Consider the following 21038-nt stretch of genomic DNA (forward strand, 5'->3'; position numbering starts at 1 on the left):
TGTGGGGATCAATGGGTGCTGAGACCGGTGAATTCCCGGCAGCGGGCGCTGACGGGTGCCCCGAATATCTGCTCCGGCGGGCCTTCTTCCTCGATCCGCCCCTGATGCAGGAAGAGAACGCGGCTCGAGACATCGCGGGCGAAGCGCATTTCATGCGTGACGATCAGCATGGTCCGGCCTTCTTCCGCGAGATCACGGATGACCTTGAGCACCTCCCCGACCAGCTCCGGATCGAGCGCCGACGTCGGTTCGTCGAATAGCATGACATCCGGGTCGATGCAGAGCGCCCTGGCAATCGCCGCACGCTGCTGCTGGCCGCCGGAAAGGAAGGCGGGATAGACATCGCGCTTGTCGAAGAGCCCGACCTTGTGGAGCAGCGCCTCGGCTTTTTCGATCGCCTCCGGCCGCGATACCCCCATGACATGCACGGGCGCCTCGATGACATTTTCCAGCACCGTGCGATGAGCCCAGAGATTGAAGCTCTGAAAGACCATTCCGAGCCCGGTCCGCAACCGTTCGATCTGCCGCCAGCTGTGCGGCTGCAGGTGGCCGCCGCGGCCGGCTTTCAGCACGACCTCCTCGCCGTTCACGGCAATGCGGCCGCGATCCGGCATTTCCAGAAAATTGATGCATCTGAGGAAGGTGCTCTTGCCAGAACCTGACGAGCCGATAATGGAGATGACATCCGACTTATGGGCCTGCGTCGAGATACCCTTGAGAACCTGTTGCGAGCCGAAGCTTTTATGAAGATCTTCGACACGAAGAGCAGGAAAGGGTTGATCCGACATGCATGGTTCCGGCTGAACTGAATTTGCGAAGGATAATGATAAAAATGCGCGGTTTTTTCGCGCAATTTTTGTCTCTTCTGCATAATTTGTGCAAAATAATCTTCTTCATGCGGCGATTGCGGCAGAATGCGTGAAGGACTGAGGCAGGAATTGGGACTTGGACAATGGAACAATTGGATCGTTTTGATCGCGACATTCTCGATATCGTGCAGCGCGACTGCCAGCTGAAGGCCGAAACCATCGCCGAACGGATCGGACTGTCGGTCTCGGCGGTGCAGCGGCGGTTGAAGCGGCTGCGCGAGGAGGGGATCATCAAGGCGGAGGTGGCCGTCGTCGACCGCAAGGCGACCGGGACATCGATGGTGTTCATCGTCGGGATGGAGATCGAGCGGGACAATTACGACGCTCTGGCGAAGTTCCGCCTCTGGGCGGAAAAGCAGGATCACATCCAGCAGGTCTATTACGTCACTGGCGCGGTCGATCTGATCGCGATCGTCACCGCCCGCGACGTCGAGCATTATGACGATATCGCCGCCTTGATCATGGCCGAAAACCCGCAGATCCGCCGCATGCACACGAATGTCGTGCTGCGCGACGTCAAGCTCGGCCTGTTCGTGCCCCTGGAACAGTGATGGCGCGGCCGCATTGATCCGGCCGCGTGGACAAGCCGCTGGACTCGCATATGACAAAGGGCATAATTCCGGGCGCACATTCTCGGGAGGAATGATCGTTGACGCTCCGACACCAGATCATCGCATTGGCGATCGTTCCGCTCGTCATCTCGATCCTTGCGATCACCACCTTCATCACCTGGCAATCGGCAAACCTTGCCAAGAACAGCATCGACACGTTCGAGCAGAACATGCTGAAGACCAAGGAGGCCGAGATCCTCAACCTGACCAATCTTGCCCTCTCCGCCATCCAGACGATCTATGACAAGGCCGGGGCCGACGATGAAGCCGCCAAGCAGCAGGTGGCTGAGATTCTGACCTCGCTCGATTACGGCAAGGACGGCTATTTCTTCGTCTACGATTATGACGGCAACAATATCGTCCATCCGCGCCAGAGTTTCCGGCATGGGCACAATTGGCTCGATCTCACCGATCCGGATGGTGACAAGGTCATTGCCGAACTGATCGCCACGGCAAGAGCGGGCGGCGGCCTGCATCAGTACAAATGGCAGAAACCGTCGACCGGACAGATCGCAGACAAGCTCTCCTTCGTCGTCAGCCTCGACAAATGGCACTGGGTCGTGGGAACCGGCGTCTACCTGGATGACGTCTTTGCCCAAAGTGCCGCCGCCAATAAAGTGATGCGCGCCAACATCAGGCGGACCTTCGTCATCGTAGCCCTGATCGCCGTCCCTTCGGTGCTCATCGTTTTCACCACCTGCATGCTGCTGACGTTCCATGAGCGTCGCATGGCCGACAGCCGGCTCAAGGCGCTGACGCAGCGGGTGATCGATACCCAGGAAGAGGAGCGCGCCCGTCTTGCGCGCGAATTGCATGACGGCATTTCCCAGAATCTCGTCGGTGTGCGTTATGCGATGGATCTCGCCGGCCGCAAGGTCAGGACCAATGTCGACGATGCGGCTGTCACCATCGACCGCGGCGTCGAGGCGCTGAACGGCGCGATCAAGGAAATCCGGCGGCTCTCGCATGATCTGCGCCCGCGCGTGCTCGACGACCTCGGCCTGACGGCGGCGCTCGAGGCGCTATGTTATCATTTCGCCGAGCGGACGGGGATCGAGACGGAAATCGACGCTTCCGCGTTCACCGACACGCTGAAAGCCGAAGCCAACACCGCGCTCTATCGCGTCGCGCAGGAAGCCTTCAACAATGTCGAGCGGCACGCGGGCGCCTCCCGGCTCGCGGTCAAGCTCTGGAGCGACAATGGTCGCGCCCGTATGACGATATCCGACAACGGCGCGGGCTTCGACGGCAGCAAGGACGGCGCATCCGGCAGATCGGGCCTCGGCCTGCGCAACATGCAGGAGCGGATGGCGCACTTCCGCGGCCTGTTGCTGATCAACAGCAGCGAGGCCGGTACGACGCTGACGGCGATGCTGCCGAAATCGGCCAATCGTCCCGCCGACCGGCAGGCGGAAGCCGCATGACGGAACGCTCCAAGATCAAGGTGCTGCTGATCGACAATCATCCGCTGGTGCTCGACGGGCTGAAGGCCGTGCTCGAAACATTCGACCATATCGAAGTCGCCGGCACTGCCGGGCTCGCCCAAACCGGGCTCGACATCGCCCGGCAGGTCCAGCCGCAGGTGGTGCTGATGGACATCAACATGCCGAAGCTCAGCGGCATCGATGCGATCGAACTGTTCAGGACCGAACTTCCGCAGACCCGCGTCGTGATGCTCTCCATGCATGACAGCCGCGAGTATATTTCCTCGTCGGTCATGCATGGCGCCGCCGGTTACGTCCTCAAAGACGTTTCGACCGACGAAATCGTCTCGGCCATCGAAACCGTTGCCGACGGGGGCACCTATTTCTCGTCGGGCGTCTTCGACACGCTGATGGGTGAACGCGCGGAGGAGGGGAGCGATCCCTTGACGCCGCGTGAGCGTGACACTCTCGGACTGATCGTTGCCGGCAGGAGCAACCGCGAGATCGCCGAGGCGCTCGGGATAAGCTCCGCCACGGCCGAAACCCATCGCAAGAACCTCAAGAAAAAGCTTGGCATCGCAACGACGGCGGGCCTCATCCGCTATGCGCTCGACCATGGCATCGTCGCGAAAGTCGACGCGAATTCGCGCCTACCCACTTCTGGGTAGGCCCTGGCATTTCACCTTGGCACTCATCTTGTGGGGATGAAACCAGCGCCCTAGGACTCCATTCGCGGCTGGCCAAGTGCGAGCCGTTGGGAGGAATTCACATGCGTTACATCAGCTTCCGAACGTCTGGAAAAGCTCGAGCGACCCGAACCGGGCCTGCTGCCGCGGGCTGACAGACCTGCCTTCCACGCCGACAACTGGAACATGGCGACCGCCGCCCGCGGCGCCTGAAAGGTATCCCGACATGGAAAAACCACGTAGCAAGGCAGCGCTCTGGCTGCTGATCATTCCCTATATCGGTCTGCTCTGGCCGCCATTTTACAATCTCCGCGAGCCGTCGCTTTTCGGCTTTCCCTTCTTCTACTGGTATCAGCTCCTCTGGGTGCCGATCACTGCGACGCTGACCTGGATCGCCTATCGGAGCACTCGCCATGACGACTGATATCAACGGCACGGCGCTGGCCGTCTTCATCTTCTTTTTCGCGCTCGTCACCGTCATGGGCTTCGTCGCCAGCCGCTGGCGCAAGCCCGAGACCCTCGCCCATATCGATGAATGGGGCCTCGGCGGTCGCAATTTCGGCACCTGGATCACCTGGTTCCTCGTCGGCGGCGATTTCTATACCGCCTATACCGTCATCGCCGTCCCGGCGCTGGTCTATACCGTCGGAGCCTACGGCTTCTTCGCGCTGCCCTATACCATCGTCGTCTATCCCTTCGTCTTCATGGTGATGCCGGTATTGTGGAAACGCGCCAAGGATTTCGGCTATGTGACGGCCGCCGACGTCGTCCATGGCCAATACGGATCGCGCGGTCTCGAACTCGCCGTGGCGGCAACGGGCGTCATCGCCACCATGCCTTATATCGCCCTCCAGCTCGTCGGCATGACGGCGGTCCTGAAGGCGCTCGGGCTGCATGGCGAACTGCCGCTGGCGATCGCCTTCATCGTGTTGGCGCTCTACACCTACTCAGCCGGTCTGCGCGCGCCGGCGCTGATCGCCTTCGTCAAGGACATCATGATCTATATCGTGGTGATCGCAGCCGTCGCACTGATCCCGTCGAAACTTGGTGGTTACGCCAATGTCTTCGCTTCGGCCGATGCGGCTTTCCAGGCAAAGGGCTCCGGCAACCTGCTGCTCGGAGGCAACCAGTATGTCGCCTATGCCACGCTCGCCCTCGGTTCGGCGCTCGCAGCCTTCATGTATCCGCATACGCTGACGGGCATCTTTGCCTCCAACAGCGGCAAGACGATCCGCAAGAATGCGATCATGCTGCCTGCCTATACGCTGCTGCTCGGCCTTCTGGCATTGCTCGGCTATATGGGCCATGCCGCCAACCTGAAGCTCGACAGTGCCAATGACGTCGTTCCGACGTTGTTCAAGACGCTGTTTTCCGGCTGGTTCTCCGGCTTCGCCTTTGCGGCGATCGCCATCGGCGCGCTGGTGCCGGCGGCGGTGATGAGCATTGGCGCCGCCAATCTCTTCACCCGCAATTTCTGGAAGGCCTATGTCGATCCCAAAGTCAGCGATGCGGGCGAAGCCAAGGTCGCAAAGGTGACGTCGCTGGTGGTGAAGGTCGGCGCGCTTCTCGTCATCATCTTCCTGCCGACGCAGTTCGCCCTCGACCTGCAACTGCTCGGCGGCATCTGGATCCTGCAGACGCTGCCGGCGCTCGTCTTCGGTCTCTATACCAACTGGTTCCGTGCACCCGCTCTGCTTGCCGGTTGGTTCGTCGGCTTTTGCGGCGGCACCTTCCTCGTCTGGGATGCCGGTTGGAAGCCGCTGCACCTGATCAGCCTCGGCGGCGAACCCTTCACCGTCTATACCGGACTGCTGGCGCTTGCGGCAAATATCGGCGTCGCGGTCGTGGTCAACGCGCTGCTTCCGGCCAAAGCGCCGGTCCGGGCGTAAGATGAAAACGCGAAGGGCAGCACACGCTGCCCTTCGCAATCGCCGTCCAGCGGAAGCTGGAGAGAAATCAGTGCGACTTAAAACTCTTCCCAATCGCCGGCCAGGGCCGCATTGCCGTTCGACTGGAACGACTTGCCCACTTTGGCAATCATCTGGCGGGCGGGCGAGGAAACGGGCTGAGCATGTTGTGCCGCGGCTGCGGGCTGCGATATGCGCCTGGGTGCCGCCACAGCGCCCCCAATGCTGAACTGGCCCAGGAGCTGGAACAGCGCATCGGCTTCCTTGGCGAGGTTATGGGCGGCGGCTGTCGCCTCTTCCACCATGGCGGCGTTCTGCTGCGTGCCCTGATCCATCCTGTTGACCGCGGTGTTGATCTCCTTCAGCCCCGTTGCCTGCTCTTGCGAAGCGCCGACGATGGCGCCGACATTGCCGTCGACCTGCTGCACCTGTGCGACGATCTCTTTCAGCGCTTTGCCGGTCTCGCCGACCAGGGCCACGCCGCTTTTCACATGGCCGTTCGAAGCATTGATCAGTTCCTTGATTTCCTTCGCGGCCTTGGCGGAACGTTGCGCCAATTCACGCACTTCCTGGGCAACGACGGCGAAACCCTTGCCTGCTTCACCGGCGCGGGCGGCTTCGACACCGGCATTCAGCGCAAGCAGGTTGGTCTGGAAGGCGATCTCATCGATGACGCCGATAATGCTGCCGATTTCAGTGGCGGAGGATTCGATCTTGCCCATGGCATCGACCGCGTCCTGAACGACGTTGCCCGAGCGTTCCGCGCTGTCCTTGGTCTTACGAACGAGCTGTCCTGCTTCCTGCGCCCTGCTGCTCGAGTCGGCGACGGTGGTGGTGATCTCTTCCAGGGCGGCGGCGGTTTCCTCGACGGAGGCGGCCTGCTGTTCGGTTCGCTTGGCGAGATCGTCCGAGGAGGATCGGATCTCCTGTGCGCCGGCGGCGATGGCGCTGGCGTTCTGGGCAACCTTCTGCATCGCAGCGCGGAGCTTTTCGACCGCGGTATTGAAGTCGGCTCTGAGCTTTTCCAGAGTCGGGATGAACGGCGTGTCGATCTGCTGCGTCAGGTCGCCGTTGGCCAGCGCCTGCAATGCAGTGCCGAGCTGGCCGACGGCCAGGTCCGTCTGCTCGGCAAGAGTGCGGCGTTCATCGGCATCCTGCTCGAGCCGATGCCGTTCCGCGACAGCTCTCTTGGCCTCCGTGTCGGCTTCCCGCTCGGCCTTTGCCGAGATGGCGTCGCGCAAGCCGGCCACAGCGCGCGCAAGCTTGCCGATTTCATCGCCCCGCGCTTCGAGACGACGATCGCCGTCGAGATTGCCCTCCGCCATCGCCTTCAGCGAAAGTTGCAGTTTTGCCAGCGGGCCAACGATCGTGCGCGCGGTAATCGCAGCGGCGACGATCGAAAGAAGTGCAGCGATGCCCAGTGCCGTCAGCACGACCGGCTTGAAGCCGCTTGCCGTGCTGCGAACCTCGCCGCCGATCGATTTGTTCAGCGCTTCCTGATAGTCGATGAATTTGTTGATGGCACCCAGCCACGCAACGAAGGCCGGCCTCGCCTGTTCGAGCAGGATCTTGCGGGCCGCCTCGCCGTCGCCCTTCTCCTGCAGCGCAATGATCTGAGCGACCAGCGGATTGGTTTTCGCCTGTATGTCGGCGATCTCGCCGAGAATGGTCTTTTCCTGATCCGTCGCACCGGCAGGAGATGCAACCATGTCCGCCATGCGCTTTTCGTTCTCGGCGTAGGACGCTGCCAGCTTTTCGATCAATGCCTCGGCGCTCTTCCGTTCATCGGCAGAGGTCACCAGAGTGACGTCGCGAATGGCAATCGCCCGATCGTGCACGCTGCCGCGATAGTTGATGGCAAATCGCTGCTTGACGCTGTTGACGTCGTTGATCGTTCCAAGATTGCTGTTGATCTCAGCAACCTGCACCGCCGAATAGATGCTCAGGCCGGCCATCAGCAAGATCAGGAAACTGAAACCAAGGGCGAGACGCACCGCGATCCCGAAACTCTTAATGCTCTTCATTCGCACCCTCCGTCGTGTGGGCGAGGTTTGTTGAAACGCGTCTGGCCGCCAGGGTTGCTCGTCATATCTCGTTCAAATGCGAGGCCCTCGATCTGTCCCCGAAAGGCGCCTTTGCGCGCCAGAACGATGCCATTGGCATGCGCTGTGCGCGTTTACCCTATGAGTGCGCGGAGCCATCGCGCCCAAGATGCGAGGCGGTGCGTCAAAGTAACAACGTCGATATCTGCTAGATTTCGGGGGCCTGGGACGCCATCATGGCGCAGGTGACGATCCTGAGACCGTCGCTCCGACATCAAAAATTTTAAGGGAATATATTTTAGAGAGTGTAAACGACGCCGACAGGGCATCATTCTTCCGCGCCTTTTGGATATTTCGTTGGAATTTTTTGCGCAAAATGGCCAAATCCTCGGAACAAGAAGAGTATGATAAGTTGCTTTGCACAACTGCCGTACATCTTATGTTGCAAAGCTGGACGGCTTTACTCTTCCTGCACCCGATTCGAACAATGATCTCGGGGAACGACTGGTGACACTCGCGAATCTTTTTGGATGCGCTGCGCGAGTGCAGACGATGCTCGACGACAAAGTTGGCGGCTTGTTAAGCGCAACGCTTTGAGAATTGTTAGAAGTTCTCATCGACTATGCGGCGCGAAAAGGAATTGGCAGAGTGGCACGACGGGCTTCTTCCGAGTCAAAGCATGACGAGAACCTGGCAGCAAGCTGGCAGGAACTGCTCGACAGGGCCGTGCACCTGGACTGGGAATGCCGCACCGGCGAAGCGCTCGATACCGCGGAGGCGGCCTATGAAGCCGCGCTCGAGACGGGCAATATTGCCGGCGCCTTGCGCGCCTCGCATCGCCTCGCACTCATTCATTTCAACAAGGAGGCCCTCGCGGAAGGCCTGAAGATCTGCCTGCGCGCCGAGACGTGGCTCAGATATTGCCAGGATCAAGCTGCCATCATTTCCCTGCAATCGGTCCATGGCGGCATTCTCGTGGCGCTCGGCGATCTGGAAACCGGCTTCGCCTTGCTGATCGACTGCCAGAAGCGCACCAAGACCTGCACGGATCCGCTGGCCAATTGGCGGGCGCGGACCGCCTACGCGGTGGCGCTGTTCGATTCAAACGACTTCGATCGCGCAGCCGAGGCCGCGGCCGACAGCTTGATTTATGCCGAGACGAGCGGCCTGGCGAAAGGCTCGGTGCTGATCGCCCGCTCGATTACCGGTCGTATGGCAGCGCGCGCGCTCGGCGAACATCGCCTGGCAGGACGGGAGGTCGACAATGTCCTGCTTGCTTGCACGGAAGAGCAACTGCGTTCGATTCTGACGGAGGCCGAAGCCGAAGACCTGAGCTATGAGATCGCTGAATGCCATTGCTATCTCGGGCTTCTGGCATGGACGCGCGGCGAAGATGCCGCTGCGGCAGCTCGTTATATAGCGGCCATCGGCGCCTCTCGCGTCGCGGGGGATGACGTTTTGTTAGCGGAAACCTCCTACTGGTACGCCTTTCTTCTGGCAGGGCAGCGCTCTTTTAGCGAGGCCGTGTCGCTGCTTGCCGCCATCGAGGCGATGGAGCCGGTTCTGGCCGTGCCGCGCATGAAGCTACGCCATTTCGACATGCGCTTCCGGATTGCCGAAATGGCCGACGACTGGAAGGCGGCCTTTGACTATCACAAGATCTATCATGAACTGGTGGTGGAGGATTATCAGCGGTTGGCCTCGGCACGCGCCCATACGATGAAGCTTGCGCTCGATCTGGAGACGATGCGCCGCAAGGAAGACAGCGCCCGTCTGGAGCGTGAGCGCCTGCTGGAGGAAAACTTGCGGCTTGCCTCCGAACAGCGCGAGGCCGTGCTGGCGTCGCGCACCGATCCGCTGACCGGGCTCGGCAATCGGCGCGAATTGCAGCTACGGTGCAGGGAATGGGTTGAAAGCGGCGTGACGCATGCGGCCCTGCTGCTGGTCGACATCGACCATTTCAAACGCATCAACGACATCTTTTCTCATTCCATCGGCGATATCGTTCTGCGCCAGGTTGCCGACTTGCTGGGCACCGCCGGAGCGAAAGGCAGCCTGGCGATCCGCATGGGCGGCGAGGAATTCCTGCTTCTGCTTCCCGGCACGACAGCCGGACACGCCTTTGCCGATGCCGAGCGGCTGCGCCTGCTAGTGCAGAACCACGAATGGTCGCAGGTGGCCTCGAAGCTTGGCGTCACCTGTTCCATCGGTCTGGCGGATTGGTCTTTGGCCGATAATCTGGAGATCGCTCTGCAAGTGGCGGATGCCAACCTCTATGTCGCCAAGAATGCCGGCCGCAACCGAAGCATCGCGACAGCGATCTAGATCGAAGATGGAAGGAATCCCCCTGCTGCTTCAGCCGCGCAACAGCGGCAGAAGCTGATCGCCCTGCCGCCTGATCTCGGAGAGATAGGGCGTATCGGACAACACGAAATGGGTGATACCGAGATCCTGGTATTTGCGTAGCGAGCGGGCGACATCCACCGCCGAACCGACCAGCCAGGTGGTGCCGGCGCCACCGCCGCCGAACTTGCCCGGCGCGGTATAGAGATTGTCGTCGAGGACGTCGCCGCGCTCATAAAGCGCGAGCAGTCGCTGCTGGCCGACGGCGAGCACGCGCTGGTGGTCGTGCCAGCCGGCCCCCTTGCTTCCGGCCATCTCCGCGACCTTCGCCTCGGCATCGGCCCAGGCCTGTTCCGTGGTGTCGCGGACCAGCGTCGTGATCCGCAGGCCGAATTCCAGCGGCGGGAGGTCGCGGTCCAGTTCCCGGCTCAAGGCCTTGAGCCGGTCGATCCGCTCGCGGACGCCGTCGAGCGGCTCACCCCAGAAGAGCTGGACATCGGCCTCGCTTGCGGCCACCCGCTCGGCCGCCTCCGAGGCGCCGCCGAAATAGAATTTCGGGTGGCGACGGTCGCCACGGACCTCGATGCGCGGCACCACGGTGGATTCGGCGACCCGGAAGTGCTCACCTGCCGAGGTGACGTTTTCTTCGGTCCACAGTCTGCGGACCAGCCGCATGAACTCCCTGGTCCTGCTATAACGATGCGCCTGATCGCCCTCGCTGTCGCCGTAGGCGGCCAAGTCGTCCTTGCCCGAGACGATATTGATCCGCACCCGCCCGCCGGTCAGGTGATCCAGCGTCGCCGCCGCGGAGGCGAAATTCGCCGGCCGCCAGTAACCCGGGCGGATCGCAATCAGCGGCTCGAAGGTGGTGGTCCGCGCGGCAAGCGAGGCCGCGACGGTGAAGGTGTCCGGCCGGCCCCAACCGGTGCCGATGAGCGCACCCTTCCAGCCATGCTCTTCCAGCGCCCGCGCGTGGCTGGTCAGCGTATCCAGGCTGTTGTGATTGTCGACGGCGGAATCGCCGCGATGGCCGGGTCTGACATCGTTGGGAATATACCAGAGAAATTCGGAATGAGTGCTCATGCGGTGCTGCAGATCTGCGTGGTTGGAAGAAGGAAAGGGAGGAGGGCCTTCCCGATCATCTGACTGCCTGTGTCGCCAGCACCCGAAGCGACGTCATCGTCTATCTTCCCGTTTCGGATTGCTGGCAGCAGGAACGATGCGCGGTAAAATGAGGCATTATCTACAAAACATATAGACTATTTGATTTAATAATGGCGCCGCTTGTGAAAAATTGTCCCAAAGGTCGGACAGCTGGAACCATCGCGCCCGCAGGACTGGCAGTGTCCTGATACGAAAAGGGCCCGCGACACTCGTCGCAGGCCCTTATGGATTGTCCAACCCATACTCTGATCCAACGGCGACAGCTTCCATCGCTCCAGCAGCCCCGGAAGCGCCTGATGTCAGGCGATGGCCGGCGGATATTCGTTGGCCGAGAAGACGTGGTGATGGACCTTGCCGGTGAAGAGCTGCAGGAGTTCACCGGTGACCTCACGGCTCTGGAACCGGACGTCGGAGAGAAGGGCTGCGTTCACCGCATCCATATCGGGATAACGAATGGCGAGCGCCATGGCATAGATGGGGGCGCCTTCGTCGCGCTCCATTCCATCCAGCACCCGGACTTCCTCGGCGCCCGGAAATTTTGTCCACAGAGGGACGAGCCGGTGCCTGACAAAGTCGCGGAATTCCTCTTCTCGGCCGGGATGGATTTCGCCTTCAAACAAAGCATAACGAATGATCATGGGTTCTCTTTTCCAAAACTCGCCGGCGCTGGATCGATGTTGCAGTGATGTCAGGAGGTGAGGGCGTATCGGTCGATACGCCCTCGGCTGGGAGGCTTATTTACCCCAGATTTTCTTGTATTGATCGCGATAGCCGTTGTCGGGATCGAAGCTGTTCTTCGGTCCCCCGTCGAATTCAACATTCGCACTGGTCACCACATGCAGCGGCGACACATAGCCCGACCACGGAGCGCCCGCGAAGGCGCGGTTCAGTTCATCGACGAGCTGCCAGCCCTGGAGGTTGAGCGGCTCGGCGACCGTGACGGCCTGGAACTGCTTGGCGCGGATACGCTGATAGGCGCTCTCCGAACCGTCGCCGGCGGCGACGTTCACCGGTTTTCCGTCGCCGGCAATGCCGGCCGAAGCGAGCGAAGGTCCCATGAAGTCGTAATAGAGGTCGTTGATCGCCAGCGAATGCGTCCACTTCGCGCCATATTTCTGCAGAAGCGACGTGGTCAGCTGCGGCATGCGCTGAGAGGTTTCAGCAATCGGTGTGTCGACATATTCGAGCACGGTGCCGCCGAGATCCTCGATCTCCTTCTTCATGCGGTCGGCCTTGGCGATCGCGATCGCATAGGTGGAGTCGGTGAAGATGACGACACCAGGCTTGCCGCCGGCATCGACGAAGGCCCAATCCGCCGCCGACTTCGACACTTCCATCGCATCGGTGGTGACGTTAGCGAAGACGCCGACTTCGGGAACCGGACCGACGGCCGAGGCGGCGTGCCAGGAAACCATCGGAATGCCGGCAGCCTTGGCCGCTTCCATCGCCGGCTTCTGCTCGACCGCGTCAAAGCCGTTGATGATGATGCCGTCAGGCTTCAGCGCCATCGCCTGGCCGAACGCCGCGGTCCGCCCGCCGATCGAGCCGGCGCCGTCGAGCGCCTTCACCGTCCAGCCCAGTGCGCCGGCTGCTTCCTGAACGCCGTTGACCACGCCGAGGATGCCGCCGTTCTTCATATCGGCGGCAAGAATGACGATGTTCTTTCCGGTGGCGCCCTTGGGGCCGCTCGTCGGGCCATCCCAGGCGCTCACCTTGGAAGCATACTTGTCGACCACGGCCTTGGCGTCAGCCATGGAATCGGCCAATGCCGGCATGCTGAGCATAACGGCGACGGTCGCAACCGTTGCCTGCAATAATGTTCTGCGCTTCATGTTCACTCCTCCATTTTGTTTGTTATGAAATGCCGGGCTGAGCCGGCATCCTCATTTGGATGCGGGTGTGATCCTCCTCACAGCTCCGCGTTTGCGCTGGGCGTAACCTGCTATGCCGATGGCAATCAGCAGGGTCACACCGTTGAACAGCGGTTCGACGAAGAACGAGCCGCCGAATTGCTGAATTCCTGATATCCCGACCGCCAGGATGATGACGCCGATCAAGGTGCCCCAGACGTTCACCCGGCCGGGCTTGATCGTCGTCGATCCGAGAAATGCGCCGACAAGCGCCGGCAGCAGATATTCGAGGCCGACGCTCGCCTGGCCGATCCGCAGCTTCGAGGCGAGAAGGACCCCGGTCAGGGCCGCGAGCAGGCCGGAGGTGACGAAGGCGCCGATCACGAATTTGCGGACCGGAATGCCGTTGAGGGCGGCGGCCTTCGGATTGGCGCCGATGGCGTAGAGGTAACGGCCGATCGGCAGGTATTCAAGCACGATCCACATGCAGATTGCGATCAGCAGCACGTAGAAGCCGGTGATCGGCAGACCGAACAGCATGGTGCCGTTCAGCGCATAGAAACCCTCAGGCAGGACGCCGACCACCTGGCGCCCGCCGGTGTGCCAGAGCGCAAGCGCATAGAGGACGGTTCCCGTGCCGAGGGTGGCGATGAAGCTGTCGATCTTCGCAACTTCCACCAGCAGCCCGTTGATGAAGCCGGTGAAGACGCCGAGCGCGAGAACAATCAGCACCGCGACCGGCCAGGGCAGGCCATAGGCCGTCTGCAGGCTGATGGCGAGAATATGCCAGAGCACGATGCCATAGCCGACGGTGAGATCGATGCGACCCGATGCCATCGGGATCATCGCGGCCAGCGACAGAAGCGCGATGATTGCCTTGTCGGAGACGATCGAGCGGACGTTCAACACGGTCGGGAACGTATCGGGCAGCAGGATCGAGAAGAGCACGATCAGGCCGACGGTGAGGATCACCAGCCCGTAAACCGGGATCAGGCGTCCGATCTTCTGTCCCGTGGACAGGCCGGCCATTTCGCTCTTGGTTGGCTCCAGCGCGGTGGATTCAATGGATTGCATGGTTGTTCTCCGATGGCTCAAGCGGCTTCCGACGCAGATGCGGCTGTGATGACCGCCTCCGTCGTCAGGGCGCTTCCGGTCAGTTCACTGACGATTTTGCCGCGCGAGAAAACCAGCGCGCGGTGGCAGATATGGGCGATTTCCTCGAAATCCGTCGAAACCACGACGACCGCGAGACCGGCCTTGAGCGCCCGGGTGATCAGACGGTAGATCTCCGCACGCGCGCCGATGTCGACGCCGGCGGTCGGATCTTCGGCGATCAGCAGCTTGCGGCCGGTCGCCAGCCAGCGACCGACAACCACTTTCTGCTGATTGCCGCCCGACAGGGCCTCCACCGGCAGATCCGGGTCGTTCGGCCTGAGGCCGACGGAATGGCCGATCTTATGGGCAAGATCGGCTTCGCCGCGCGGTGACAGGAAGGACAATAGCCCACGCCCGACGGCGCCCGGATTGAGATAGGTATTTTCCCGAATGGAAAGCGAGAGAGCCACGGATTCCTCCGTCCGGTCACGGGCGATCAAGCCGATGCCCGACGCCATGGCCCGCAGCGGGCTCGAAAGGTCCGGGACCTCGTCATGCAGCAGAACCGAGCCGTCGAAGGGCTCGCAGCCGAACAGCGCGCGGCCGATCCGCTCCTGCCCGGCGCCGCGCAATCCAGCCAGCCCCAGAAGCTCGCCCTCACGGATATCGAACGATATCGGGCTCGTGCCGGCGCAGACGAGATCGCGAACCTTGACGATCGCCTTGCCGGGCGCAATCTCGGTCTTCGAAAAGAGATTGTCGCCGCTGCGGCCGATGATCATCGTCACCAGTTCGTCGGGCGTCGTCTCGCTGACGGGCTTCTGTCCGACCATGCAGCCGTCGCGCAGCACGGCGACCCGGTCGGCGATGCGGAAAATCTCGTCCAGCCTGTGGGAGACGTAGATCATGCCGACGCCGCGCTCCTTCAGCGGGCGGATCGCATTGAACAGCCGATCGACTTCGTCGGCGGGAAGGCTCGCGGTCGGCTCGTCGAGCACCAGAACGTCGGCTTCGACGGCAAGGGCGCGGGCAATGGCGACGAGTGATTTTTCGGTGCGCGACAGCGCCGAGACCCGCGTCGTCGGATCGAAATCGCAGCCGACCAGTTTCAGCGCTTCCTTGGCGCGGGCCTGTGTCCTGTTCCAGTCGATCAGGCCGCGCCGCATCGAGAAACCCTGCGACAGGCCCATGTTCTCGCCGACCGTCATCCACTCGATCAGACCGAGATCCTGGTGGATGAAGGCGACCGGCTGCCGCTCGTTCGGTTTGGGCGGGCGATGATGGTAGCTCTGGCCGCGAAACAGGATGTCGCCGTTGTCGGGCTTGTAGATGCCGGCAAGCGTCTTGATCAGCGTCGATTTGCCGGCGCCGTTTTCGCCCAGCAGCGCAAGGATCTCGCCCTCGCGCAGGTCGATCGAGACGTCACGCAGCGCCTGCGTGCCGCCGAAGCTTTTGGTGATCGATTGGAACTCCAGCAGTCTCTTGGCTTCCACCGTGGCTCCTCCCAAAGCTGCAGCTGTCGTCATAAGGAGATGTTATCGATAACATTCCCGAATAGTCAAGCGGAAAATGACGATCTCCGACCCCCGGAGTTGACGTCAGTCGGCGCTAAATCCATCGAGGAGACGCATCATCTCGGCGGAGTCCTTCGGCCCGAGGCCGGCAGAGCAGAGCAGGCGGTGAATCTCCACCACCGCGCCGGTCATCGGCAGCGGTGTCTTGGTCTTCAGTGCAAAGGCCTGAAGCGAATCCAGGTCCTTCAGCATGTTGTCGATCCTGCCTGTCGGCGAGAAATCCCGGGCGGCGAATTTTGCCATGAATTCCTGCAATATCCGGCTGTCCGCCCTGCCGCCGGCAAGAGCGGCTGGAATGGCCGAGGGATCGACGCCGCCGGCTTCAGCAAGCTTGACGGCTTCAGCGACCGCCTGGAACAGCACGGCGCAGAACAGCTGATTGATCAGCTTCGTGGTCTGCCCGGCGCCGGATGCGCCCATCAGCGTGTAATTGGCGGCAAGATGCCGCATCACCACCCGCGCCCGCTCGAAATCCTCGGGGCTGCCGCCGGCCATGATCGTCAGCTTGCCGCCGAGTGCGCCGGGCACGCCGCCTGAAAGCGGGCAATCCACCCATGCCATGCCCGTTTCCCCACGCAGCCGTTTTGCCATGTCGGCCGTCTCGGCGGGGTCGATGGAGGACATGTCGATCAGCAGCTTGTCGGCGCTTGCCGCCGTTGCAACACCCTTCTCGCCGAAGACGACAGCGCGGACGATGTTTGCATGATTGAGGCTGAGCACGCAGAATTCCGACGCCGAGACGGCGTTTGCCACCGAACTCGCCGCCTGGGCGCCCTTGGCTGCCAATGCTGCGACCTTCTCGGCATCGAGATCGAAGACAGATACTTTGTGGCCGGTTTCGATCAGTCGGGTGACGATCGCCGTTCCCATGATGCCGGCGCCGATGACGGCGACATCCGCTCTATAATCATCCTGCATGAAAACCTCCCTTGATGGCCGCGCCTCTCAGCACCTCGCAAGCCAGCGCCACCATATCATCCAAAGATATATCGATCGTCACCGTCACCACGCCAGCTTCACCGGTCGGCCGTTCCAGCGTCTGCAGCTGGCTGTCGAGCAGCGACGCCGGCATGAAATGGCCCTGGCGCGCCTGCATCCGCGACAATAGCAGGTCGCGGGATCCCTCCAGGAAAACAAAGGCGAGGCGCCCGCCCGCCGCCTGCCGCAGCCTGTCCCGATAGCTTCTCTTCAGCGCCGAACAGGAAATCACCAATCCCTGCGACGCCTTTTGCGCGGTCTTTATTTCCGCGCCGATCCGGTCGAGCCAGGGCAGACGGTCGTCATCGGTCAGCGGGATGCCCTTAGCCATCTTCTCGACATTGGCAGCCGGGTGGAGCTGGTCGCCCTCCAGAAACGGCATATCGTTTTGCGCAGCGATGCGCGCTCCAACCGAGGATTTGCCGCAGCCGCTGACGCCCATGACGACGACGGCCAGAGGCGGCGCTTCTTTCCCAAGCTCCATCGTCGCGTCTCTATCAGAGGCAGGTGGTGATGCCGCCGTCGACATAAAGCGTATGGCCGTTGATGAAGGACGAACCGCGGCCTGCCAGGAAAACGGCGGCGCCGACCAGTTCCTCGACATTGCCCCAGCGTCCGGCCGGCGTCCGCTTTTCGAGCCAGGAGGAAAATTCGGGATTGTCGACAAGCGCCTGGTTGAGCGGCGTCTTGAAATAGCCCGGTGCGATCGCGTTGATTTGCAGGCCGTGCTTGGCCCAGTCGGCACACATGCCACGGGTCAGATTGCGCACCGCTCCCTTGGTCGCCGTGTAAGGGGCAATGCCGGGACGCGCCAGCTCGCTCTGCACCGAGGCGATATTGATGATCTTGCCCTGGCCGCGGGCGATCATGGCTTTGGCGGCCGCTTGGCCGACGTAAAACACGCTCGAAATATTGGTGGTCAGCAGCAGTTCCCATTTGTCCGCCGGGAAGTCTTCCAGCGGCGTGCGAAACTGCATGCCGGCATTGTTGATCAGGATGTCGAGCGGCCCGATATCGGCTTCGATCGCAGCAATACCCTGCGCGGCATCATCCTTGCTGGTCACGTCGAAGATGGCCGCATGGGCAGACAGGCCTTGAGCCTTGAGGCTCTCGACTGCACGTTTGACGCTTTCGGGCGTGCGGCCGTTGATGACGACCTCGGCGCCGTGCTGCGCCAGGCCCTCGGCCAGCGCATAACCGATCCCCTGGCTCGAGCCGGTGATCAGGGCAAGCCGCCCGGTCAGATCAAACAGGTTCTTCATGCAGGTAACTCCTCCGGTGTCGCTGCGAATGACGCCTTATACCGCCACTCACGGTGAAACTCACTTGACATCGCTTTTCCGAATTATATGTTATCGATAACATAATCAACTGCCAAAATGCGGGACGGAGACGGAATGCCTGACGTAGAGATCTTGATGGCCGGAGCCTATCCGCAATGGGACATGGTCGATCTGGAGGCGAAGTATCGCGTTCACCGCCTATGGGAAGCGGCAGACCGGCAGGAACTGATCGCAAGGGTCGGCAAGGATATTCGCGCCATCGCAACCCGCGGCGAACTCGGCGCCTCCGCCGAGCTGATGAAGCAATTGCCGAAACTGGAAATCGTCTCTTGTTACGGCGTCGGCACCGACGCCATCGACCTCTCCTATGCTCGCGCCAACGGCATTCGCGTCACCAATACCCCCGACGTGCTGACCGAAGATGTCGCCGATATCGCCATCGGACTGCTGCTTGCCACGGCGCGCCAGATTCCGCAGGCCGACGTTTTCGTCCGCGCCGCCCGGTGGGGCAATATCGCCATGCCGTTGGTGACGCGGGTCTCCGGCAAGAAGGTCGGGCTCGCCGGCATGGGGCGGATCGGCAAGGCGATCGCCAAGCGGGCTGCCGCTTTCGGCTGCGACATCTCCTATTTCGCCCGCAACGAGCACACGGATGTTGCCTATGCCTACCAGCCAGACCTGGTCGCACTTGCCGATTGGGCCGATTTTCTGATCGTCATCGTCCCCGGCGGGCAGACGACCATGAAGATCATCAACGCCGATGTGCTCAAAGCGCTCGGTCCCAACGGCATGTTGATCAATGTTTCGCGCGGAACGACCGTCGACGAAGAAGCGCTGATCGCAGCCCTTCAGGACGGCACCATCCAGGCCGCCGGGCTCGACGTGTTCCTGAACGAACCGAAGATCGATGCGCGTTTCCTCACGCTCCAAAACGTGGTGTTGCAGCCCCATCATGGCTCCGGTACCGTCGAAACCCGCAAGGCCATGGGCCAGTTGGTCAGAGACAATCTCGCCGCGCATTTTGCCGGCAACCCGCTTCCAACTCCCGTCGTGTGAGGGTTTCGACATGAAAGCCATCGTCATTCATGCCGCCAAGGATCTGAGGATCGAAGAGCGCGAGCCGGAGGTTGCCGGCGAGGGGCAGGTGGAGATCGCCATCGAAGCCGGCGGCATTTGCGGCTCCGATCTGCATTATTACAATCACGGCGGCTTCGGCACCGTTCGCCTGCGCGAACCGATGATCCTCGGCCACGAGATCGCCGGCACGGTCAAGGCGCTGGGCGCCGGCGTGAGCGACCTTGTCGTCGGCGACCGCGTTGCGGTTTCGCCGAGCCGGCCGTGCAATCATTGCCAATATTGCCTGAAGGGACAGCAGAACCACTGCCTCAACATGCGCTTCTACGGCAGCGCCATGCCGATGCCGCATATTCAGGGCGGCTTTCGCCAGCGGCTGGTGGCGGAGCGCTGGCAGTGCCACAAGGTCGCCGATGGCATTTCCATCCACGAGGCCGCCTTCGCCGAACCCTTTGCGGTGACGCTGCATGCGGCAAACCGCGCCGGATCGCTGCTGGGCAAACGGGTGCTCGTCACCGGTTGCGGCCCGATCGGCATGCTGGCGATCGTTGCGGCCCGGGTTCTCGGCGCCCGCGAGATCGTTGCGACTGATGTGACCGACAGCGTTCTGGCGATCGCCCGCACCAGCGGCGCGGATCGCACGATCAATGTTGCCACCCATGCTGCCGACCTTGCCGCTTACGGCGCCGACAAGGGATATTTCGATGTCATGTTCGAGGCGTCGGGCAATGAACGGGCGGTGCGCGCGGGCCTGGAGGTGCTGAAGCCCCGCGCCGTTCTCGTGCAGCTCGGCCTTGGCGGCGATGTCTCGATTCCGCAGAACATGATCGTTGCCAAGGAAATCGAGATGCGCGGGACATTCCGCTTTCACGAGGAGTTTGCGCTGGCCGTCGAACTGATCAACGCCCGTCGCGTCGATCTGAAGCCGCTGCTGACAGGTGTCTTTGGGATCGACGAGGCGGTCGCCGCTTTCGAATTGGCAGGTGATCGTAGCAAGTCGATGAAGGTGCAGATCGCGTTTTGATGTTGTCGCCAGCTATCGGGCGCCGCCGCGGTCTGTGCTTTCGCGCAGAACAACCTTGTAGCTCGTCAATGTGATCTCGTCGCCGGTCGCCTCGCTGCTGCCCTGCAGGGCATCCAGCAGGCGGGCGGCGGCCTGGCGGCCGATGCCGTAACAGTCGACATTGATGGTGGTGATGCTGGGATGACAGATCGACGAGATCTCGTAGTCGCCGAAGCCGGCAATGGCGATATCCCCCGGCACGCGCATTCCCCTGCGCTTGCATTCCATGATCGCACCGAAGGCGGAAAGGTCGGAGACGCAGAGAACCACTTCCGTGTCCGGCCAGCGCTCCAGCAGGCTCACCACCGCCTGGCCGCCCTGTTCCATGGTGATCGGCGGCACGCCGAAGGAAATCGCCCGGCCCGGTCCCAAGCCCAGTTCTTCGACAGTCTTCAGGAAACCGCTTCGCCGCTGGCTGCCGCGCGTATCGCGCGCCGTCGTACCGCCGATATAGCCGAACCTCCGATAGCCCTGACCGGCAAGTGTGCGCACCAGCAGGGACATCGCCTCGCTGTTGGAAAAGCCGACGACGTGATTGATCGGCTCCTCCGGAATTTCCCAGGTTTCAACCACCGGAATGCCGGCCTTATCAAGCATGCGTCGGGCGCGGTCGGTGTGCGAACCGCCTGTCAGGATGACGCCTTCGGGGCGGCGGCGCAGCATCGCCTCGATCAGCTTTTCTTCTTTCTCGGCGGAATAGTCGGTATAGCCGAGCAGAAGCTGAAGGCCAGTATTCTCAAGCGCATCGGTAATGCCGCGCGCGGTGTCGGAAAAATTCGAATTGTTGATGGAGGGCACCAGCGCCGCGATGAAACCGCTGCGCCGCGAGGAAAGACTGCCGGCCGAAAGGTCGAGCACATAACCCAGGGCGTCGACGGCTTCCATGATGCGCTTGCGGGTCTCTTCGGAAACGCTGGCATCCTGCCGAAAGGCGCGCGAAACCGTCATGGCCGAGACGCCGACATATTTGGCAACCTCAGCCATCGTCAGCTTCTGGGCGTCTCCTCCCTTGAGACGCTTATCTTTTGGCTCATCCTCGTTTTTCACTGGGCTCCGCTTTCAAACAGCTTCCGAG

At 61.8% G+C, this 21038-nt stretch carries 19 protein-coding genes; 8 read left to right on the forward strand and 11 right to left on the reverse strand.

Features of this window, described 5'->3' with window-relative positions:
• Positions 1–8: 8 nt before the first annotated feature.
• Positions 9–788 carry an ABC transporter ATP-binding protein gene (locus QMO82_RS00665; protein WP_183610311.1) on the reverse strand — a complete coding sequence of 260 codons (780 nt, stop codon included), beginning with the start codon at positions 786–788 and terminating at the stop codon, positions 9–11.
• A gap of 164 nt (positions 789–952) precedes the next feature.
• On the opposite strand from QMO82_RS00665, the gene QMO82_RS00670 reads away from it, so the two are divergent.
• The 5 genes from QMO82_RS00670 (at position 953) to mctP (ending at position 5479) form a co-directional block, all read left to right on the forward strand.
• Positions 953–1420, forward strand: coding sequence for an Lrp/AsnC family transcriptional regulator (locus tag QMO82_RS00670; RefSeq protein ID WP_097620099.1), 468 nt, complete (start codon positions 953–955; stop codon positions 1418–1420).
• A 98-nt stretch (positions 1421–1518) separates the two neighbouring features.
• Positions 1519–2904 carry a sensor histidine kinase MctS gene (mctS, locus tag QMO82_RS00675; protein WP_183610312.1) on the forward strand — a complete coding sequence of 462 codons (1386 nt, stop codon included), beginning with the start codon at positions 1519–1521 and terminating at the stop codon, positions 2902–2904.
• On the forward strand, positions 2901–3572 hold the full coding sequence (locus QMO82_RS00680; RefSeq protein ID WP_183610313.1) for a response regulator transcription factor: 672 nt from the start codon (positions 2901–2903) through the stop codon (positions 3570–3572). The genes mctS and QMO82_RS00680 overlap by 4 nt, the downstream gene beginning before the upstream one ends.
• Before the next feature lie 244 nt (positions 3573–3816).
• Positions 3817–4014, forward strand: coding sequence for a DUF3311 domain-containing protein (locus tag QMO82_RS00685; protein WP_003572258.1), 198 nt, complete (start codon positions 3817–3819; stop codon positions 4012–4014).
• Positions 4004–5479: a sodium:solute symporter family monocarboxylate transporter gene (gene mctP, locus QMO82_RS00690; RefSeq protein WP_183610314.1), complete on the forward strand. Its 1476-nt coding sequence runs from the start codon at positions 4004–4006 to the stop codon at positions 5477–5479. The genes QMO82_RS00685 and mctP overlap by 11 nt, the downstream gene beginning before the upstream one ends.
• 77 nt (positions 5480–5556) lie before the next feature.
• Here the strand turns inward: mctP and QMO82_RS00695 are convergent, their stop codons facing one another.
• The gene (locus tag QMO82_RS00695; RefSeq protein ID WP_183610315.1) at positions 5557–7521 is read right to left on the reverse strand and encodes a methyl-accepting chemotaxis protein; all 1965 of its coding nucleotides are present in this window, start codon (positions 7519–7521) and stop codon (positions 5557–5559) included.
• A gap of 666 nt (positions 7522–8187) precedes the next feature.
• Here QMO82_RS00695 and QMO82_RS00700 point away from each other — a divergent pair.
• The gene (locus QMO82_RS00700; RefSeq protein ID WP_183610316.1) at positions 8188–9864 is read left to right on the forward strand and encodes a diguanylate cyclase; all 1677 of its coding nucleotides are present in this window, start codon (positions 8188–8190) and stop codon (positions 9862–9864) included.
• Between the two features lie 30 nt (positions 9865–9894).
• Here QMO82_RS00700 and QMO82_RS00705 read toward each other — a convergent pair whose 3' ends face one another.
• The 8 genes from QMO82_RS00705 to QMO82_RS00740 form a co-directional block, all read right to left on the reverse strand.
• Entirely contained in the window at positions 9895–10965 is a 1071-nt protein-coding gene (locus QMO82_RS00705) for an LLM class flavin-dependent oxidoreductase (protein WP_183610317.1), read from the reverse strand.
• 380 nt (positions 10966–11345) lie between these two features.
• Positions 11346–11684 (reverse strand): hypothetical protein, encoded by a 339-nt coding sequence (locus tag QMO82_RS00710; RefSeq protein ID WP_183610318.1) that lies wholly within the window; start codon positions 11682–11684, stop codon positions 11346–11348.
• Positions 11685–11780: 96 nt separating this feature from the next.
• Entirely contained in the window at positions 11781–12878 is a 1098-nt protein-coding gene (locus tag QMO82_RS00715; protein WP_183610319.1) for a substrate-binding domain-containing protein, read from the reverse strand.
• 51 nt (positions 12879–12929) lie between these two features.
• Positions 12930–13970 carry an ABC transporter permease gene (locus QMO82_RS00720; RefSeq protein ID WP_097620107.1) on the reverse strand — a complete coding sequence of 347 codons (1041 nt, stop codon included), beginning with the start codon at positions 13968–13970 and terminating at the stop codon, positions 12930–12932.
• A gap of 17 nt (positions 13971–13987) precedes the next feature.
• On the reverse strand, positions 13988–15484 hold the full coding sequence (locus QMO82_RS00725) for a sugar ABC transporter ATP-binding protein (protein WP_183610320.1): 1497 nt from the start codon (positions 15482–15484) through the stop codon (positions 13988–13990).
• A 105-nt stretch (positions 15485–15589) separates the two neighbouring features.
• Positions 15590–16483, reverse strand: coding sequence for an NAD(P)-dependent oxidoreductase (locus QMO82_RS00730; RefSeq protein WP_183610321.1), 894 nt, complete (start codon positions 16481–16483; stop codon positions 15590–15592).
• The gene (locus QMO82_RS00735) at positions 16473–17027 is read right to left on the reverse strand and encodes a gluconokinase (RefSeq protein ID WP_183610322.1); all 555 of its coding nucleotides are present in this window, start codon (positions 17025–17027) and stop codon (positions 16473–16475) included. Before QMO82_RS00735 ends, QMO82_RS00730 begins: the two co-directional genes overlap by 11 nt.
• A 13-nt stretch (positions 17028–17040) precedes the next feature.
• Positions 17041–17805 carry an SDR family oxidoreductase gene (locus tag QMO82_RS00740; RefSeq protein WP_097620111.1) on the reverse strand — a complete coding sequence of 255 codons (765 nt, stop codon included), beginning with the start codon at positions 17803–17805 and terminating at the stop codon, positions 17041–17043.
• A 135-nt stretch (positions 17806–17940) separates the two neighbouring features.
• Here QMO82_RS00740 and QMO82_RS00745 point away from each other — a divergent pair, with 135 nt between their 5' ends.
• Together QMO82_RS00745 and QMO82_RS00750 are read left to right on the forward strand one after the other, a co-directional pair.
• Complete coding sequence (locus QMO82_RS00745; protein WP_183610323.1) at positions 17941–18882, forward strand: 2-hydroxyacid dehydrogenase; 942 nt, start codon at positions 17941–17943, stop codon at positions 18880–18882.
• Between the two features lie 10 nt (positions 18883–18892).
• Entirely contained in the window at positions 18893–19924 is a 1032-nt protein-coding gene (locus QMO82_RS00750) for an L-idonate 5-dehydrogenase (RefSeq protein WP_183610324.1), read from the forward strand.
• A 12-nt stretch (positions 19925–19936) separates the two neighbouring features.
• Here the strand turns inward: QMO82_RS00750 and QMO82_RS00755 are convergent, their stop codons facing one another.
• Positions 19937–21010, reverse strand: a complete 1074-nt coding sequence (locus QMO82_RS00755) for a LacI family DNA-binding transcriptional regulator (RefSeq protein ID WP_183610325.1) — start codon at positions 21008–21010, stop codon at positions 19937–19939.
• Positions 21011–21038: the final 28 nt, after the last annotated feature.

Source organism: Rhizobium sp. BT04 (assembly GCF_030053135.1).
GTDB classification, from domain to species: Bacteria; Pseudomonadota; Alphaproteobacteria; order Rhizobiales; family Rhizobiaceae; genus Rhizobium; species Rhizobium binxianense.

Excerpts from the sequence above, each read along its gene's own strand:
- QMO82_RS00665 (WP_183610311.1), bottom strand. The coding sequence starts at position 788 with ATGTCGGATCAACCCTTTCCTGCTCTTCGTGTCGAAGATCTTCATAAA.
- QMO82_RS00670 (WP_097620099.1), top strand. The coding sequence starts at position 953 with ATGGAACAATTGGATCGTTTTGATCGCGACATTCTCGATATCGTGCAG.
- QMO82_RS00680 (WP_183610313.1), top strand. The coding sequence starts at position 2,901 with ATGACGGAACGCTCCAAGATCAAGGTGCTGCTGATCGACAATCATCCG.
- QMO82_RS00685 (WP_003572258.1), top strand. The coding sequence starts at position 3,817 with ATGGAAAAACCACGTAGCAAGGCAGCGCTCTGGCTGCTGATCATTCCC.
- mctP (WP_183610314.1), top strand. The coding sequence starts at position 4,004 with ATGACGACTGATATCAACGGCACGGCGCTGGCCGTCTTCATCTTCTTT.
- QMO82_RS00695 (WP_183610315.1), bottom strand. The coding sequence starts at position 7,521 with ATGAAGAGCATTAAGAGTTTCGGGATCGCGGTGCGTCTCGCCCTTGGT.
- QMO82_RS00705 (WP_183610317.1), bottom strand. The coding sequence starts at position 10,965 with ATGAGCACTCATTCCGAATTTCTCTGGTATATTCCCAACGATGTCAGA.
- QMO82_RS00710 (WP_183610318.1), bottom strand. The coding sequence starts at position 11,684 with ATGATCATTCGTTATGCTTTGTTTGAAGGCGAAATCCATCCCGGCCGA.
- QMO82_RS00715 (WP_183610319.1), bottom strand. The coding sequence starts at position 12,878 with ATGAAGCGCAGAACATTATTGCAGGCAACGGTTGCGACCGTCGCCGTT.
- QMO82_RS00720 (WP_097620107.1), bottom strand. The coding sequence starts at position 13,970 with ATGCAATCCATTGAATCCACCGCGCTGGAGCCAACCAAGAGCGAAATG.
- QMO82_RS00730 (WP_183610321.1), bottom strand. The coding sequence starts at position 16,483 with ATGCAGGATGATTATAGAGCGGATGTCGCCGTCATCGGCGCCGGCATC.
- QMO82_RS00735 (WP_183610322.1), bottom strand. The coding sequence starts at position 17,027 with ATGGAGCTTGGGAAAGAAGCGCCGCCTCTGGCCGTCGTCGTCATGGGC.
- QMO82_RS00740 (WP_097620111.1), bottom strand. The coding sequence starts at position 17,805 with ATGAAGAACCTGTTTGATCTGACCGGGCGGCTTGCCCTGATCACCGGC.
- QMO82_RS00745 (WP_183610323.1), top strand. The coding sequence starts at position 17,941 with ATGCCTGACGTAGAGATCTTGATGGCCGGAGCCTATCCGCAATGGGAC.
- QMO82_RS00750 (WP_183610324.1), top strand. The coding sequence starts at position 18,893 with ATGAAAGCCATCGTCATTCATGCCGCCAAGGATCTGAGGATCGAAGAG.